Raw genomic sequence first — 16,651 nt, forward strand, 5'->3', positions numbered from 1 at the left:
CTTTTCTCCCGACCTTCGGACGTGCCGTCGCTCCACTCCCGTACGTAGCGTCCCCCCGGTATTTCCGAGGAGGGGAACGACAAGTGCGAAGAGTTCTGGCGGGAGCAGCGGCGCTCGCGCTCATCACGGCGGGCATGGTCACGCCGGCCACCGCGACGCCGCCCGCGCAGCCCGAGAAGCAGGAGACGCGGCAGTCCGACGAGCAGCCGCACGAGCTCGAGGTCAAGCGCCGCGCGTTGAAGCAGCAGGCGCTCGCCGACGTGCTGTCCGGTCACAAGTCGACCGAGAAGCGGGGGACCAGCACCGTCGCGAAGGTCGGCAAGAAGAAGGACAAGGACCAGTACGTCGAGTTGAAGCGGGAGAAGACCGACAAGATCTTCGTGATCCTCACGGAGTTCGGCGACGAGCGGCACCCCGACTTCCCCGACCAGGACACCAGTCCCACGACGCCGGGGCCGCAGCGGTTCGACGGGCCCGCGCACAACGAGATCCCGGAGCCGGACCGGGCCGTCGACAACACGACGATCTGGCGCCAGGACTTCAGCCAGAAGTACTTCCAGGACCTCTACTTCAGCCGCAAGAAGGACGCCAACTCCGTCGCGAACTTCTACGACAAGCAGTCGAGTGGCCGGTACACGGTCAACGGCCTCGTCACGGACTGGGTGAAGGTCAAGTACAACGAGGCGCGCTACGGCCGGAGCAACGGCTACCCGTGCAACGACAACATCTGCAACAACTCGCGTGAGCTCATCAAGGACGCCGTCACGCAGTGGGTGGCCGACCAGAAGGCCGCGGGCAGGACCACCGAGCAGATCAAGGCGACGCTGGCCGAGTACGACCAGTGGGACCGCTACGACTACGACTCCGACGGCGACTTCAACGAGGCCGACGGCTACATCGACCACTTCCAGATCGTGCACGCCGGTGGTGACCAGGCCGACGGCGACCCGTTGCAGGGTGAGGACGCGCTCTGGAGCCACCGCGGTTACGCGTACAAGAACTACACGACCGGTCCTGGCACCAACAAGCTCGGCGGTGCGCAGATCGGAGACACCGGCCTGTGGGTCGGCGACTACACCGTGCAGCCCGAGAACGGCGGCGTGAGCGTCTTCGCGCACGAGTACGGCCACGACCTCGGCCTGCCGGACCACTACGACACCAACGGCGGTTCGAACGGCGTCAACTGGTGGTCGATCATGGCGCAGAACCGGGTCAACGCGCCCGGCGAGGCTCCCGGTGAGCGCGCCAACGAGTTCTCCGCGTGGGACAAGCTGCAACTCGGCTGGCTCGACTACGAGGTCGCCGTCGCCGGGCAGGAACGCGTCTTCGACCTCGGCCCGCACGAGTACAACAGCGCCAAGGCGCAGGGACTCGTCGTCGTGCTGCCGGACATCTCGAAGAACTTCGACTACGGCGCCCCGTTCGCGGGCACGAAGATGTGGTGGAGCGAGAAGGGCAACGACCTCGACCACTCCATGACGGCCCCGCTGGACCTGCGCGGCAAGACCAGCGCGTCGCTCACGCTGAAGGCCCGATTCGACATCGAGGCCGACTACGACTACCTCTACGTCGAAGCGTCCAACGAGGACGGCAGCTGGACGCAGCTCGACGGCACCGCAGGCGGTCAGCCGTTCGCCCGCGACTCCGGCGACTCGCCCGCGATCAGCAGTTCGTCGGACAACCAGTGGATCGACGTGAACGTGTCGCTCGACGCGTACGCCGGCAAGAACACCAAGCTGCGCTTCGCCTACCGCACCGACGGAGCCCTTGCGCTGCAGGGCTTCTTCGCCGACCAGATCACCGTGACCGCCGACGGCGCGCCGGTGCTGACGGACGGCGGCGAGACCGCCGGGGTGTGGACCACGCGTGGCTTCCGCACGACCGAGGGCAAGGAAACGAAGACGTTCGACCAGTTCTACATCGCGTCGAACCGCACGTACGAGTCGTACGGCAAGTACAACAAGACCGGCCCGTACCGCTACAGCTTCCCGGACAGGCCCGACTTCGTGGAGCACTTCCCGTACCAGGACGGCCTGCTCGTCTCGTTGTGGAACACGAGCTTCCTCGACAACAACGTCAGCGAGCACCCCGGTGAGGGCCTGATCCTGCCGATCGACGCGAACCCGGCCCCGCTCTACAACCTGGAGGGACAGCGCTGGTCGCCGTCCGTCAGCGGGTACGACGCGCCGTTCGGGCTGCAGAAGTCGGACTCCTTCACGTTGCACGTCAACGGCAAGGCGTCCTACGTCCGCGGTGTCGCGGCCCAGCCGACGTTCGACGACACGAAGCAGTTCTGGTTCGCCGAACAGCCCAACGCGGGCGTGAAGCTGCCCGCCGCCGGTGTCGGTCTTCGCGTTCTCCGCCAGTCGGGCACGTCGATGACGGTGAAGTTGTTCAAGACGAAGTAGCGTGAAATGCATGACAGCTGAAGAAATGCTGGCCGTCGCCGTCGAGGAGGCGCGGATGGGACTCGCCGAGGGCGGAATCCCCATCGGCGCGGCACTCTTCGACGGCGACGGCCGTCTGCTGGGCCGTGGCCACAACCGCCGCGTGCAGGACGGCGACGCCTCGATGCACGCGGAGACCTCGGCCTTCCGCAACGCGGGCCGCCAGCGCGGCTATCGCGGCACCACGATGGTCACGACCCTGTCGCCGTGCTGGTACTGCAGCGGCTTGGTCCGCCAGTTCGGCATCTCGAACGTCCTGATCGGCGAGGCCACGACCTTCCACGGCGGCCACGACTGGCTCGCGGAACACGGCGTCGGCATCACCGTCGTCGAGGACCCGGAGCTGATCGAGCTGATGACGACGTTCATCTCCGAGCGCCCCGAACTCTGGTACGAGGACATCGGCCAGGATTAGCGTGGGTCGCATGGCTGTTGTGCTGATCGCCGGCGCGGACGACGCCGTCGCACGGGACACCGCCCGCCTGCTCGCCGACGCCGGGCACACCGTCAGTGCCGACCCCGAACCCGCGGAACTGGACGTGCTCGTCGTCGGCACCGGCTCCGAGACGTTCGAGAGCGAGGTCTCCGGCCTGGCTCGCGTGCTGCAGGCCTTCCTGCCGGCGCTGGAACGGTCCGCGGCACCGGTCGTGGTGGTCGTCGCCGGGGACGCCGAGGCCGGGGCCGCGGCCAACCTGGTCGCGGTGCAGTACGCGAGAACGTTCCCGAGGCTGCGGATCAACGCCGCCGCACCGGACGCGGAGGTCATCGCGAGGACGGCGCTGATCGGGCCGGACGGGCCGAGCGGCGGCTACTTCTACGAGTAGCGCTTCGGGCAGTTCGCGCGACGATCCAGGCGTGAAGGTCAAGAAGTCGATGTCGCCCTGGACCATGCCGCTCGTCTCTGCCGCGGTTTTGCTGCTCACGGGTGCGGTGCTGGTCGCGTTGTGGCTGTGGGTGAACCGGCAGTCGTGGACCGATCAGGAGAAGCGCACGCTGGCTCAGCTCGAAGTGGTGAAGGTGGCGTCCGGGATCGCGCTCGGCGGGGGAGGGCTGTTCACGCTCTACCTGGCGGCGCGGCGGCAGCGCACCCAGGAGGAGGCCCAGGCGGACATCAACGCGGACGCCGAAGCCCGACGGATCACTGAGCTCTACACGAAGGCCGTGCAGCAACTCGGTGATGACAAGGCACCGGTGCGGCTGGGCGGGCTGTACGCGCTGGAACGCCTGGGACAGCAGCAACCGGACCAGCGGCAGACCATCGTCAACGTGTTGTGCGCCTACCTGCGCATGCCCTACACGCCGCCGCCGGAGCGGGCCGCGAGATCAGCGAAGGGTGTCCACCGACCGCTCCTGCGGAACTCCGGCCGTCGTGCGGGGATCCGCCGTCCGGAGGGGCAGAGCCCGGCGGCCGGCCTCGTGGACGCCCAGCAGGAGCGGGACGTGCGGCTGACGGCGCAGCGCATCCTGGTCGCTCACCTGAAACGCGGCGGCGAATCCTGGGGCGAACTGGACATCAACCTCGACGGCGCGGTCCTCATCGACTTCAGGGTCAGCGACGGCCTGTTCCGTGCGGCTACGTTCAGAGGGGCGACCTTCATCGGCGACATGTACTTCCTCGGGATCTTCACCGGCTTCGTATCCTTTGCCGGTGCGTCGTTCGTCGATGAGGCGAACTTTGGCGGGACGTTCCGCGGGGTCACCCGATTCTCCGAGGTGTTCTTCGGGGGTGAAGTCGCTTTCTCAGGTGTTTCGTTCGCGGGGTATGTGACCTCGTTCGCTGGTGCGTCGTTCGCCGCCGATGCGATCTTCGGGGAGACCGAGTTCGTGGGCCGCACGCACTTCAGGGATTCGGCCTTCAGCGGTCGCGCTGGCTTCGCCAGCGCTTGGGTCGGTGAGTCCGCGATCGAGCCTGGTTCGTCGTGGCCCGCCGGATGGACTGTCAGTGGCGAAGCCACCTCGCGCCCAGGGCGCGACGGGCACGACGGGCAATGGTTCCGGTTGGTCAGGACGAGTAGCGCTGCGCCGCCTCGTCCACCGACCGCACGATCGTGAACACCGCGTCGAGCCCGGTCGCCTCGATCGGCCTCAGCGCGGCCCGCGTCGACGCCACGACGACGAACTCGATGCCGGCCTTCGACGCGCGCTGCTGGCCCAGCACCAGGGCCTCCAGCCCGGCCGAGCCGAGGAAGCGCACCCCGGCGAGGTCGACCACGACGGCCCGCTGTCCCTGCACCGCGTGGGTCTCCAGCGGACCGGTCAGCGATCCGCTGGACGTCGTGTCGAGTTCACCCGCCACGTGCAGCACGACGACGTCGGGTGTGAGCCGATCGACGACCACGGTGGCCAGAGCGGTGGGGTCGGGCACGCTGTCTCCCTTCACAAGCGTCAGCACCCCACGTTAACGCGGGTCTGCGAGGCCAGCCTACGGCCCCTCAGCGAAGTGCGACCTGCCTGCACCGATGTGCGGACGTGGTGGGTGAGGCGGGCGTGCAGTTCGTGGCACGCCGTGAAGCCCAGCCGGACGTCCTCCGGCGGGCACTGGACCGGCAGCAGCTGGGCGAACGGGTCGCCGCCGATGGTGTCGACGGCGGTCAGGAAGCCGACGAGGGCGCCGACGAGGCGGCGGTGCAGGCCGAACAGCGACAGCGCGTTCACCAGGGCGAGGGTGGGTGCGGGCATTTCGTCGGCGCCGACGAACGGGTCCAGGTCGCGAAGCGTCACGGTGAACAGCACCGAGTGGGTGCGTTCGGAACGCGTGCCGTAGGCGTCGCCGTGGATGTCGCGCAGCACCGAGCGCATCTCGCGGCGCGGCTGCCAGAACGCGTGGTGCTTGCGCAGCTCGAGAAGGCCCTCTTCCGACAGCGCGGCGGGAGTGGTGACCTCGGTCAGCGACCGCAGGGCTTCCTCCCAGCGGGCTTCCAGTGCCGCGTGGAACTGGGCGAGCGCCGGGTGGTCCTCCCAGCCGGTGGCGGCGTCGTCGAAGCCGCGCATCCGCAGCTCGTAGCAGATCCACAGCGACAGCTGCAGGTCGTCGTCCTGCCAGGCCTCCCTGGTGCCGCCGCTGACGAGCAGCGCGGGCCGCGGCGGGGGCGGCAGTCGCAGCGCTGCGACCAGGGCCGAGCTCATGTGGCCGCGGGGAGCGGGGAGGCGCATCAGGTTTCCTCACGCGTTCGGGCGATCAGCATGTCCACAAGGGACTCGGGGTCCGGGCAGCGTCGTTGCCGTGCGGCACCGCAGCCGTTGTGGCGCAACCAGTCCAACTGCTGCTCCACAGTAGACAGCGTGCCGCGATCGCGCAGTGCGACCTCGACGTGCTCCACGAGCGACACCGCCCGGTCGAACGCGGGGGAGAGCTTCCCGGTGTGCGGATCGGCGGCCAGTCCGTCGACCCCGTCGCGCGACGCCCGCCAACATGCCGCGCGCAGCACGGAATCGTCCACCCGCTGTTCGGAGGGTTCCGTCACGACGAGGGCCCGGATCAGCTCGGCGAGAACCGCGACTTCCGTTGCCAGCTGGGGAATGTCCGCGACGCGCACCTCGACCGTCGGATGAGCGGCCGACGGGCGGACGTCCCAGTACACCATCGCCGTGTCCAGCAGGGCCTGCGTCGAGATGATCGCCTCGACGGTCGCGTCGTAGTGCTCGGGGCCGTCCCACACGGGCGGCGGCCCGCTCACCGGCCAGCGCGACCACACCATCGACCGCCAGCTCGCGTAGCCGGTGTCCTCCCCCTCGTAGATCGGGGAGTTCGCGCTCAGCGCGAGCAGGGTCGGCAGCCACGCCCGCAGCTTGTTGGACGCCCGCAGGGCTTCGGCCTTGTCCGGCACGCCGACGTGGACGTGCAGCCCGCAGGCGCCCTGCCCGATCACGAGCCGCCGGTGGGAGTACTCGATCTGGTGATATCGGGGGTCGTCCGATCCGGGCGGCGGACCGGCCTCGCCGATCGGCGGCATGCCCGTCGCCACGAGCCGGCACCCGGCCTCGTCGGCGGCGTCCACGAGCACCCGCCGACCCTGCCGCACCTGCTGGTCCAGCTCCTGGAACGACGAGGTGACGCCGGTGGCGACCTCGATCTGGAACGGCGTCAGCTCGCCCTGGACGTCGAGGTCTCCCGGCGCGCGGGAGATCTCCCGGACGCGCGGCGCCAGCGCGACGGGCCGCCGGGAGGAGGGATCGACGAGGAGGAACTCCTGTTCCACACCGACCGTGTAGTGATTCATCGGCGAGCGGGTACCCGCGTCTCGTGCTGATCAACCTCGGAGTGGCCACATGAGACTGCGCCGCAGCGACCCGGCAGGCCCGGGCTGGACCCGCCGCCGTCACGGCAAGGGGTTCCGCTACGTCGACGCCCACGGGCAAGCCCTCACCGCCGACGACATCGCAAGGGCGAAAGCCCTGGTCATCCCACCCGCGTGGCAGGAGGTCTGGATCAGTCCGCACCCCACCGGCCACATCCAGGCCATCGGCTACGACGACGCCGGCCGCCGCCAGTACCTCTACCACGAGCAGTGGCGCACCGACCGCGACGCGGAGAAGTTCGACCGCGTCCTGAAGCTCGCGCCCCGCCTCGGGAAGTTCCGCGAGCAGATCGAGCGGGACATGAGGTCACGCGGCCGTACGCGGCTGCTCGCCATCGCGCTGCGCATGCTGGACCTCGGCGTCTTCCGCGTCGGCCACGAGCAGTACGTGGAGGAGAACGGCACGCACGGCGTCGCGACCCTGCTGTGCGAACACCTCGAGGTGCGCGGGACGCGGGTCCGGTTCCACTTCCCGGCCAAGTCCGGCGTCGAGGTCGACGAGGAGATCACCGACCCGAAGCTCGCCCGCGCCGTCCGGACCCTGCTGAAGGACAGGACGCCGGACTGCCGGGTGTTCGACCTGACCGCCGACGACGTCAACGAGCGCTTCCGCGAACTGGTCGGCGGCGAGTTCAGCGTGAAGGACCTCCGCACCTGGCACGCCACCGTGTACGCCGCGCAGGCGTTCGCCCAGGCCCTCGCCGAACGCGGCAGGCCGTCGCAACGGGCGGTCAGCGCGGTGATGAAGGAGGTCGCGGCGAACCTCGGCAACACCCCGTCCGTGGCGAGGAAGTCCTACGTGGATCCACGCCTGGTGGAGGCGTTCGAGAGTGGTGAGGTCATCGGCCGGGGTGATCCGGAACGGGCGGTGCGCAAGCTGCTCAAGCAGGCTTGACGGCCGCGCGGTCGCACTGGCGGCACCAGGCGGCGCCCTGGGCCGCCGCCAGTGAGGCGAACCCCGCGAACAGGTGCAGCGCGTTCGAACCGGGGTTCACGTTCAGGAAGTTGACGACCTCGCCGTCGTAGCGCGCGAGGCCCAGGCCGAACAGCACCAGGAACAGCACGGCCACGAGCAGGCCGGTCCCGCTCAGCGCCTTCAGCCGCGGGACCGCCAGCAGCAGCGCGGCGCCGAACACGAGGTGGATGACGTTCTGCAGCGGGTTCACGCGCAACCCGAGGACCCAGGTGGGGGACTCGGCCGCGAACCCCGCGAAGCCGGTCACGAAGAACCCGGCCACGCCCCAGATCACGAGCAGGGCGCCGGTGCCGAACGCCAGCTTCTGGGGCCACCGCAACCGGTTCATGAGCCCAGTATCGCCAGAATCGGACATTCCCGCTCGTTCACTTCACTCCTCTGCCAGCAAATCGTGCCGCAACTGCTCCAGTGACTTGGTGAGCAGGCGCGACACGTGCATCTGGGAGATCCCCACGCGGCGGGCGATCTCGGTCTGGGTCAGCCGGCCGAAGAAGCGCAGGACCACGATGGTCCGCTCCCGGCGGGGAAGGCCCCGCAGCATCGGCTGCAGGGCCTCGTGGATCTCGACGCCTTCCAGTGCCGGGTCGTCGACGGTCGAGCTCTCCAGCGCGTCCAGCGGAGCGAACGCGATGTTCTTCTCGATGCGCAGGCCCTCGTAGACGTCGGTGAGCGGGATCCCGAGGTGCCGGGCGATCTCCGAGGGGGTGGGAGATCGCCCGGTCCGATGCGACAGTTCGGCGGTCGCGCCGTCGATCGAGTCGCACAGTTCCTTCAACCTGCGGGGGACGCGCACCGCCCAGCACTGGTCGCGGAAGTGACGCCGCACCTCGCCGGTGATCGTCGGCACGGCGTAGGACAGGAAGTCCGTCTGCCGGTCGACGTCGAACCGGTCGATGGCGTTGATCAGCCCCACCGCGGCCACCTGCGTGAGGTCTTCCATGGGCTCGCCGCGTTCACTGAAGCGGCGGGCGATGTGCCGGGCGAGCGGGAGGTACTCGCGCACCAGCCGGTCCCGCATCACGAAGTATCGTGGCGAGTCACGGCTGATGCGGGCGAGTTCCTCGAACGCCGCGTGCTGGTCTGGCGTCAACGCGCACCGCGATCAGACCTGGGGCGGTGGCGTCACGTCGCCACGCCACGCGCCGGTCTCGGTGCCGCGGTTCTCGATGAACTCCTTGAACCGCTTGAGGTCACCTTCGATCCGGTGGCCGACCACACCGAGCGCGGTACCGGCCTTCTCCGTGAGGGTCTCCGGCTCGTAGTCCATCTGCAGGTGGACCCGCGTCGTGTCGTTGTCGATCCGGTGGAAGGTCACCACGCCGGCCTGCTGGGGCCCGTCGACCGTGGTCCACGCGACTCGTTCGTCGGCGTGCTGCTCGGTGATCTCCGCGTCGAACTCGCGGACGACCCCGCCGATCTTCGTGGTCCAGTGCGTCATCGTGGGCGTGAGCTGGTCGATCTTCTCGACGCCGTCCATGAACGCCGGGAAGGATTCGAACTGGGTCCACTGGTTGTACGCCGTGCTCACCGGCACCTGGACGTCCACCGACTTCTCAATGGTGGTCACGAAACCTCCTCCTTCGATTGGTGTCGGTAGGTGAGTACCCGCGACACGCGGCGTTACACATCCGACATGTGTCCACTGTGGACAGTCACGCTGAGTGTCGAACCGGGCGCTGTCCGCACATCACGAAATCGCCCACAGTGGTCAAACCGCTCTGTGATCCAAGTCTCACGGGCGGCATACTGCGCGGTATGTCAGGGGCCCATAGGAGGCGCTGGTGCTCGAAGCGAACAACCTCGAGGTCGTCTACGACGACGTGATGCTGGTGCTCCGGGGCGTGAGCCTGCAGGTGCCCCAGGGCAAGGTCGTCGCGCTGCTCGGTGCGAACGGAGCGGGGAAGACGACCCTGATGAGGGCCTTCAGCGGTCTGCTCGACGTGCACGACGGGAAGGTCACGAAGGGCTCGATCACGCTCGACGGTGAACCGATCCACCGCCTCTCACCGGCGCGGATCGCGGAGCGGGGCGTCAAACAGGCCCTGGAGGGCCGCCGGATCCTGGGTGAGCTGACCGTCGAGGAGAACCTCAAGGTCGGTGGCCACGCGAGGCCCAAACGGCTCAGGCAGAACCTGGACCGCTGCTACGAGCTGTTCCCCCGGCTGCTGGAGAGGCGAAGACAGAGCGCGGGCTACCTGTCCGGCGGCGAGCAGCAGATGCTCTCGATCGGCCGGGCGCTGATGTCGGAACCGTCCTACCTCCTGCTGGACGAACCCAGCCTCGGCCTCGCGCCGTTGCTCGTGCAGCAGATCCGCGACCTCGTCGTGAAGATCAACGAACAGGGCACCACGGTCCTGCTGGTCGAGCAGAACGCCAGCATGGCGCTCTCCATCGCCGACCACGGCTACGTGCTGGAGACCGGCAAGGTCGTGATGGACAAGCCGGCGCAGGCGCTGCTCGCAGATGACGACATCCGCGAGTTCTACCTCGGCCTCGGCACCTCCTCGTTCCGTGCGGTCAAGCACTACAAGCGCAGGAAGAGGTGGCTGTCATGAGCGCCGACGTGCGTACCTCAGCGGAGGCGCCATCCGCCTCCGTTCTCGAAGTCACCGACATCCGGCTCGCGTTCGACGGCGTGGTGGCCGTCGACGGGGTGTCGTTCAGCGTCGGGGAGGGTGAGCTCTTCGCCGTCATCGGCCCGAACGGCGCCGGCAAGACGTCCATCTTCAACGTCCTGAGCGGGGTCTACCGGCCGCAGCAGGGCTCCGTGCGGTTCCACGGCGACGACCTGCTCGGCCTGCGGCCGCACCGCGTCGCCGCGCGGGGCATGGCCCGCACGTTCCAGAACATCGAGCTGTTCTCGCACCTCACCGTGGTCGACAACCTGATGCTCGGGCGTCACAACCACATGCGGTACGGCGCGCTGTCGGCGTTCTTCTGGCTCGGCAAGGCACGCGGCGAGGAGCTGAAGAACAGGGCCGCGGTCGAGGAGGTCATCGACTTCCTGGAACTGGAGCAGTGGCGCCGGTACCCGGTCGGCCTGCTGCCCTACGGCGTGCAGAAGCGCGTCGAACTGGGCAGGGCGCTCGCGATGGAGCCCAAGCTGCTGCTGCTCGACGAGCCGGTCGCCGGCATGAACGTCGAGGAGACGGAGGACATGGCGCGGTTCATCCTCGACGTCCGTGAGGAGCTGAACATCCCGATGATCATGGTGGAGCACGACATGGGCCTCGTGATGGACCTGGCCGACCGCGTGATGGTCATGGACTTCGGCCGCCCGATCCGCACCGGCACGCCCGCGGAGGTGCAGCAGGACCCCGACGTGATCCGCGCGTACCTCGGCGAGCAGCACAAGAGCGTGACGCCATGACCAGAACAGTCGTCACGCGCGTGAAGGACCGCGCCGAGCACACGCCAAGCCAGATCGCGTTGCGCGCCAAGGACTTCGGCATCTGGCAGGAGGTCACCTGGGCCGGCTACTGGGCGAACGTCGAACTGGTCGGGCACGCGTTGCTCGCACTAGGCCTGAAGCCGGGCGAACGGGTGGCGATCCACTCCGAGAACCGGCGCGAATGGCTCTACGCCGACCTCGGCATCGTCGCCGCCCAGGGCATCACGGTCGGCCTCTACCCGACGAACCCCGCGTCCGAGGTCGCCTACCTCCTGTCCCACTCCGGCACGCGGATCCTCGTCGCCGAGGACCAGGAACAGGTCGACAAGGCGTTGCTGGTGCTGGAGGACACCCCCGACCTGGAGTGGATCGTCTACCTCGAGCCCCGCGGCATCAAGGGCCGCTACGACAACCCGAAACTGCTGGCCTGGGACGACTTCCTGGCGCTGGGCGCCCGGCACCGCGAGTCGTTCCCGGACGAGCTCGCGCGACGCATGGCGGCCACCCGGCCCGAGGACGTCATGACGTTGATCTACACGTCCGGCACGACCGGTCCGCCCAAGGGCGCGATGCTGACCGTGGCGAACGTCGAGTTCGCCGTCGACGTGCTGGTGGAGGGCGGCGGTTTCACCTCGCCACCGCCGTCCTCCTCCGACGTCACGTTGTCCTACCTGCCGTTGTGCCACGTCGCCGAACGGATCTTCACGACGTGGTTCAGCGCGGCCAGCGGGGTGCAGGTGCACTTCGCCGAGTCGATCGAGACGGTGCAGGCGAACCTGCGCGAGGTGCAGCCGACGATCCTGTTCGGCGTGCCCCGCATCTGGGAGAAGGTGCTGGCGGGCGTCAAGATCGGGGTGTCGTCCGCGTCCTGGACCAAGCGCACCACCACCGGGTTCTGGCTCGAGCGTGCCGAGACCATCGGTGAAACGCTCGTGCGGACCGGTGGCAAGCACACCGGGCAGAGCCGCGTGCTGTACGCGCTGGGCTGGCTGTTCTGCTTCCGCGCGCTGAAAGCCCGCATCGGCATGCGGCACGTGCGGTACGCGGCGTCCGGTGCCGCGCCGATCGCGCCGGACGTGCTGAAGTTCTTCATGGGCATCGGGGTGCCGATGCACGAGGTCTACGGCATGACCGAGAACACCGCCGTGGCAACGGGAAACCGGCCGGGACGGGTCAAGGTCGGCACGGTCGGCGAGCCGCAGCCGGGCACGGAGCTGCGGATCGACGAGGAGACCGGCGAGGTCCTCACCAAGCACGGCGGCACGTTCGCGGGCTACTGGCAGGACCCCGAGTCCACCCGGCGGGTGCTGGTCGACGGCTGGCTGCACACCGGTGACGTCGGCGAGTGGGTCGACGGCACGCACGTGAAGATCACCGACCGGATGAAGGACATCATCATCACCGCGGGCGGCAAGAACATCGCGCCGTCCGAGCTGGAGAACGCGCTGAAGACCTCTCCGTACATCAAGGAAGCGGTGGTGATCGGCGACCAGCGCAAGTACCTCGTGGCGTTGATCGGCATCGAGTACGAGACGGTCGGCCACTGGGCGCAGCAGCGCAAGATCACCTACACCACCTACCGGGATCTGTCGGAGAAGCCCGAGGTCCTGGAACTGGTGCAGGGGATCGTGACCGAGGCGAACCAGAAGTTCGCGACGGTCGAGCAGATCAAGAAGTTCCGGATGTTCCCCAAGGAGCTCGACCACGAGGACGGCGAGCTGACCGCCACCCAGAAGGTGAAGAGATCCGCACTGGGCAAGATGTTCGACGACCTCGTGGAGAGCATGTATGGATGAGTTTCTCCAGTCGTTGATCCGGGGTCTCGGCACCGGGTCGATCTATTCGCTGCTCGCGCTCGGCTTCGTGATCATCTACAAGTCGACGCAGGTGATCAGCTTCGCGCAGCCGGCGTTCATGCTGGCGGGCGCGGTGCTGGTCTCGTACCTCTCACCCGTCGTGTCGTTCGCCGGGGCGGTGCTCGTCGCCGCCGTGGTGATCGCGGTGCTGGCGCTGGGAGTCGAACGCACGGTGCTGCGGCCGATGGTCGGCAAACCGGTGTTCGTGGTCGCGATCATCACCATCGGCGTGGACGTCGTGGTCAGGGTGGTGACGAACGCGTTCATCGGCCTCGACGTCCGGCAGGTCGGCGACCCGTGGGGCCTCGACACGGTGAGCTTCCTGGGCGCCGAGGTGCAGGAGCGCTACCTCGTGATGATCGCGACGACCGCGGTCGTGACGGCCGGGCTGTTCGCTTTCTTCCGCTACTCGCGGATCGGGCTCGCGATGCGGGCGGTCGCCTACGACCAGGAGGTCGCGCTGGCACAAGGGGTCTCGGTCGGATCGGTGTTCGCGCTGTCGTGGGCACTGGCGGGCGGGCTCGCCGCACTGGCCGGCGTGTTCGTCGCGACGGGTGCCGGTGTCGACCAGCAGCTCTGGATCGTGGCGCTGAAAGCGTTGCCCGCGATCATCATCGGCGGCCTGGAGTCGCTCGGCGGTGCCGTGGTCGGCGGACTCACGGTCGGGGTCGTCGAGTCGCTCTTCGGCACCTACCAGAACGACTTCGCCCCGTGGCTCGGCCCGAACTTCGGGCTGGTCGCGCCGTACGCGTTGATGCTGCTGGTCTTGCTCGTCAGACCGTACGGACTGTTCGGCAAGCGGGAGGTGGAACGTCTGTGAAGGGTCGTCCTGAGCTGTACACCTCATATGGGCAGGACATGGCGTTCCTGAACACGCGGCCGAAACGCGCGTGGACGGGCGGGCTCGTCGTGATCGCCCTGGTCATGCCTTTCATGATCACCGACGACCTGCTGCAACTGCTCGCCACCGGGTTCGTGGCGGCGATCGGCGCGATCGGGCTGAACATCGTCACGGGGTACGCGGGCCAGGTCTCGCTGGGCCACGCGTTCTTCCTCGCGATCGGCGCGTACACCGCGGCGGCGCTGTCCGGTCCCGAGACCGGGCGGGTGATCGGCTTCGGCATCACGTCGCTGCCGATCTGGTTGCTGGCCGCGGGTCTGGTGGCCGCGTTGTTCGGCGTCCTGGTGGCGCCGGTGGCGGTGCGGTTGCGAGGCCTCTACCTCGCGATCGTGACGCTGGGACTGGTCTTCCTGGGAGAGCACGTCTTCCGGGAGTGGACGTCGCTGACCGGAGGGCCCGGTGTCGGCCGGCCCGCCGCCGTGCCCGAGCTGTTCGGGGTGCGGCTGGATCAGGACAACGCGGTGTTCACGGCGGCACAGCAGCTGTACCTGCTGATGTTCGTGCTGCTGGTGATCTTCGGAGTGCTGGCGCGGAACCTGGTGCGCTCGCGCGTCGGCCGGGCGTTCGCGGCGGTGCGGGACCGCGACCTGGCCGCGTCGGTGATCGGCGTGGACCTGACGAAGTACAAGGTCCTGGCGTTCGCGGTGTCCTCGTTCTACGCGGGTGTCGCGGGCGCGTTGCTGTTCGTGGTGAACGGGTTCTTCGATCCCGGCTCGTTCAGCCTGCTGTTGTCAGTGCAGTACATCGCGATGGTGCTCATCGGCGGCGCGGGCACCATCTCCGGAGCGATCATGGGCGCGCTCTTCATCACCTTGCTGCCACGCATCACCAGGGAACTGCCCGCGGTGCTGCCGTTCATCAGTGGTGACGCGACCGGCGTGATCACGGTCTTCCAGCTGGAAGCCGTGCTCTACGGCGTGCTCATCATCGTGTTCCTCATCGTCGAGCCACGCGGGTTGTTCGGCATCTGGGTCCGCGTCCGCAACTACTGGCGCACCTGGCCGTTCTCGTACTGAGGAGAGAATCCCCATGTCTGGTAAGAGAATCGCAGTGATCTTCGCAGGGGCGTTGCTCCTCGCCTCGTGTCGTGGCGGTGGCGACGCCGCGCCTCAGGAGGGCGCGGGCGGCATCAAGGTCGATGCCGGCGTGACGAAGGAGGCGTGTCCGAACGCCGTCGACAAGTCCAAGGGCTGCATCTACCTGGGCACCATCTCGGACCTCACCGAGGGCCCGTTCAAGACGCTGGCCGTGCCGATCACGGACGCGCAGAAGGCGTTCTGGAAGCGCGTCAACGACAAGGGCGGCATCGGCGGCTACGAGGTCGACGTCACCAAGTACGTCAAGGACAACAAGTACAACCCGCAGATCCACAACCAGGTCTACCAGGAGATCAAGGGCAGCGTCCTCGCGCTGACCCAGACCCTGGGCTCGCCCACCACCGTCGCGATCCTGCCGGACCTCGAGAAGACCCCGATGGTCTCGGTGCCGGCGTCGTGGACGTCGTTGTGGGGCCACGAGGAGGTCGTGCTGGAGTCCGGCGCGAACTACTGCGTCGAGTCGATGAACTCCGTCGACTACGCCGCCGAGAAGATGGGCGTGAAGTCCGTGATGGCCGTGCACAACGCCGGTGACTACGGCGACGACGCGGCGGCCGGTGCGAAGATCGCGGCCGAGAAGCGCGGGCTGACGTTCGAGAACGTGACCACCACGGCCGGCCAGGACAACCAGGGCGGCGCGATCGACGCGGTGGTGTCGAAGAAGCCCGACCTGGTGATCCTGACGACCGGTCCGACCGACGCGGCCGTGATCATCGGCCAGACCGCGGCCCGCGGCTTCAAGGGCAAGTTCATCGGCACCTCGCCGACGTGGAACCCCGGTCTGCTGAAGTCGCCGGCGGCGCCCGCGATCAAGGCGCTGTACATGCAGTCGGCGCCGTGGAAGTCGTGGAGCACCGAGTCCGTCGGCCACACCGCGCTGCGTGCCGCGCTGCCCGGCGTGACGCCGAACGACGGCTACACCGCGGGCTGGGTGTGGGCGTACCCGTTGAAGGCCGCGCTGGAGAAGGCCGCCGCGAACAAGGACCTGACGCGTGCCGGTGTGCTCGCCGCCGTGCGCCAGCTCTCGTCGGTGGACTACGAGGGCATGCTTCCTTCGGGTGCGGGCAACTTCTCCGCTTCGCCGCAGGACGGCGTGTTCCGTCAGAACACCCTGTACAAGCCGGACGACGCCGCTCCGACAGGAGTGACGCTGGTGGAGGACTTCTTCACCGGTTCCACGGCAAAGGACTTCAAGTTCGACAAGCCCTGCTACCAATGAACCGAACGGGTGACACTCGACGCTGAAACCGGACATACCCAACTAGTCTCGCTGGTGAGCCCGGTGTAGGAGGTCGTCACGGTGTTGTCGTGCGTAGAGGTTCGCCGATCCACCGGAGGCCTTCGGTTGTTCGTCCGTCCCCCGGCCGCGTCGCTCTGGAGCGCGCGGCTGGGGTACGAACGGGTGTCGGAGTTGCTGGCCGCGATTCGTCAGGCGCAGGCGTGCACCGTTCCCGACGTCGAGCTGCGGTACCTGCCCGACCAGCGCACCGGTGAGGCCGTGCTGGCGTGCGAGACGGGGTCCGTCCTGCTGGACGCCGACGAGGTGTCGGCGTTGCACGACACGCTTCGCGCGCACATGCCGGACCGGATGAGGCCGCTACCGGCCTGATCCTCCCGCTGCCCGATGGGGCAGCGGATCCTGTCCGATGGGACGCCGCTGCGCTGGTCGTGCTTCGCGCACGGTC

General features: G+C 68.2%; 18 protein-coding genes. 12 read left to right on the forward strand and 6 right to left on the reverse strand.

What is annotated here, in order from left to right; translation table 11 throughout:
- The first annotated feature begins 83 nt into the window (after positions 1-83).
- The 4 genes from IEY88_RS36805 to IEY88_RS36820 all read left to right on the forward strand — a co-directional run bounded on the left by IEY88_RS36805 (position 84) and on the right by IEY88_RS36820 (position 4,499).
- A complete protein-coding gene (locus IEY88_RS36805; protein ID WP_189159543.1) occupies positions 84-2,408 on the forward strand; it encodes an immune inhibitor A domain-containing protein in 2,325 nt (774 codons plus the stop codon).
- Positions 2,409-2,418: 10 nt separating this feature from the next.
- The gene (locus IEY88_RS36810) at positions 2,419-2,862 is read left to right on the forward strand and encodes a nucleoside deaminase (RefSeq protein WP_229694105.1); all 444 of its coding nucleotides are present in this window, start codon (positions 2,419-2,421) and stop codon (positions 2,860-2,862) included.
- A 10-nt stretch (positions 2,863-2,872) separates the two neighbouring features.
- Entirely contained in the window at positions 2,873-3,271 is a 399-nt protein-coding gene (locus tag IEY88_RS36815) for a hypothetical protein (protein WP_189159544.1), read from the forward strand.
- A gap of 193 nt (positions 3,272-3,464) precedes the next feature.
- The gene (locus tag IEY88_RS36820; RefSeq protein ID WP_189159545.1) at positions 3,465-4,499 is read left to right on the forward strand and encodes a pentapeptide repeat-containing protein; all 1,035 of its coding nucleotides are present in this window, start codon (positions 3,465-3,467) and stop codon (positions 4,497-4,499) included.
- Here IEY88_RS36820 and IEY88_RS36825 read toward each other — a convergent pair.
- Genes IEY88_RS36825 through IEY88_RS36835 form a run of 3 tightly spaced genes read right to left on the reverse strand, consistent with a single transcriptional unit; the run spans position 4,450 to position 6,667 of the window.
- Positions 4,450-4,812 carry an STAS domain-containing protein gene (locus IEY88_RS36825; RefSeq protein WP_189159546.1) on the reverse strand — a complete coding sequence of 121 codons (363 nt, stop codon included), beginning with the start codon at positions 4,810-4,812 and terminating at the stop codon, positions 4,450-4,452. The genes IEY88_RS36820 and IEY88_RS36825 overlap by 50 nt on opposite strands.
- A 20-nt stretch (positions 4,813-4,832) precedes the next feature.
- Complete coding sequence (locus tag IEY88_RS36830) at positions 4,833-5,600, reverse strand: iron-containing redox enzyme family protein (RefSeq protein ID WP_189159547.1); 768 nt, start codon at positions 5,598-5,600, stop codon at positions 4,833-4,835.
- Positions 5,600-6,667: a carboxylate-amine ligase gene (locus IEY88_RS36835; RefSeq protein WP_189159548.1), complete on the reverse strand. Its 1,068-nt coding sequence runs from the start codon at positions 6,665-6,667 to the stop codon at positions 5,600-5,602. Before IEY88_RS36835 ends, IEY88_RS36830 begins: the two co-directional genes overlap by 1 nt.
- Before the next feature lie 49 nt (positions 6,668-6,716).
- Here IEY88_RS36835 and IEY88_RS36840 point away from each other — a divergent pair, with 49 nt between their 5' ends.
- Positions 6,717-7,640 carry a DNA topoisomerase IB gene (locus IEY88_RS36840; protein WP_189159549.1) on the forward strand — a complete coding sequence of 308 codons (924 nt, stop codon included), beginning with the start codon at positions 6,717-6,719 and terminating at the stop codon, positions 7,638-7,640.
- Here the strand turns inward: IEY88_RS36840 and IEY88_RS36845 are convergent.
- Genes IEY88_RS36845 through IEY88_RS36855 form a run of 3 tightly spaced genes read right to left on the reverse strand, consistent with a single transcriptional unit; the run spans position 7,627 to position 9,288 of the window.
- On the reverse strand, positions 7,627-8,049 hold the full coding sequence (locus IEY88_RS36845) for a DUF4383 domain-containing protein (protein WP_189159550.1): 423 nt from the start codon (positions 8,047-8,049) through the stop codon (positions 7,627-7,629). The genes IEY88_RS36840 and IEY88_RS36845 overlap by 14 nt on opposite strands.
- A 42-nt stretch (positions 8,050-8,091) precedes the next feature.
- Positions 8,092-8,811 (reverse strand): SigB/SigF/SigG family RNA polymerase sigma factor, encoded by a 720-nt coding sequence (locus IEY88_RS36850; RefSeq protein ID WP_229694106.1) that lies wholly within the window; start codon positions 8,809-8,811, stop codon positions 8,092-8,094.
- 12 nt (positions 8,812-8,823) lie between these two features.
- A complete protein-coding gene (locus IEY88_RS36855; protein ID WP_189159551.1) occupies positions 8,824-9,288 on the reverse strand; it encodes an SRPBCC family protein in 465 nt (154 codons plus the stop codon).
- A gap of 211 nt (positions 9,289-9,499) precedes the next feature.
- Between IEY88_RS36855 and IEY88_RS36860 the strand changes: the two genes are divergently transcribed.
- From IEY88_RS36860 to IEY88_RS36890, 7 genes are all read left to right on the forward strand, one after another.
- A complete protein-coding gene (locus IEY88_RS36860; RefSeq protein WP_444543343.1) occupies positions 9,500-10,276 on the forward strand; it encodes an ABC transporter ATP-binding protein in 777 nt (258 codons plus the stop codon).
- A complete protein-coding gene (locus IEY88_RS36865) occupies positions 10,273-11,091 on the forward strand; it encodes an ABC transporter ATP-binding protein (protein ID WP_189159553.1) in 819 nt (272 codons plus the stop codon). The genes IEY88_RS36860 and IEY88_RS36865 overlap by 4 nt, the downstream gene beginning before the upstream one ends.
- Positions 11,088-12,908, forward strand: a complete 1,821-nt coding sequence (locus IEY88_RS36870) for an AMP-dependent synthetase/ligase (RefSeq protein ID WP_189159554.1) — start codon at positions 11,088-11,090, stop codon at positions 12,906-12,908. Before IEY88_RS36865 ends, IEY88_RS36870 begins: the two co-directional genes overlap by 4 nt.
- The gene (locus tag IEY88_RS36875) at positions 12,901-13,788 is read left to right on the forward strand and encodes a branched-chain amino acid ABC transporter permease (RefSeq protein ID WP_189159555.1); all 888 of its coding nucleotides are present in this window, start codon (positions 12,901-12,903) and stop codon (positions 13,786-13,788) included. Before IEY88_RS36870 ends, IEY88_RS36875 begins: the two co-directional genes overlap by 8 nt.
- Positions 13,785-14,885 (forward strand): branched-chain amino acid ABC transporter permease, encoded by a 1,101-nt coding sequence (locus IEY88_RS36880; RefSeq protein ID WP_189159556.1) that lies wholly within the window; start codon positions 13,785-13,787, stop codon positions 14,883-14,885. The genes IEY88_RS36875 and IEY88_RS36880 overlap by 4 nt, the downstream gene beginning before the upstream one ends.
- Positions 14,886-14,898: 13 nt before the next feature.
- On the forward strand, positions 14,899-16,185 hold the full coding sequence (locus IEY88_RS36885; RefSeq protein WP_189159557.1) for an ABC transporter substrate-binding protein: 1,287 nt from the start codon (positions 14,899-14,901) through the stop codon (positions 16,183-16,185).
- Positions 16,186-16,311: 126 nt separating this feature from the next.
- Positions 16,312-16,575: a hypothetical protein gene (locus IEY88_RS36890; protein ID WP_189159558.1), complete on the forward strand. Its 264-nt coding sequence runs from the start codon at positions 16,312-16,314 to the stop codon at positions 16,573-16,575.
- The last annotated feature ends 76 nt before the right edge of the window (positions 16,576-16,651 follow it).

Source organism: Lentzea pudingi (genome assembly GCF_014646255.1).
In the GTDB taxonomy this organism is placed as follows: Bacteria; Actinomycetota; Actinomycetes; order Mycobacteriales; family Pseudonocardiaceae; genus Lentzea; species Lentzea pudingi.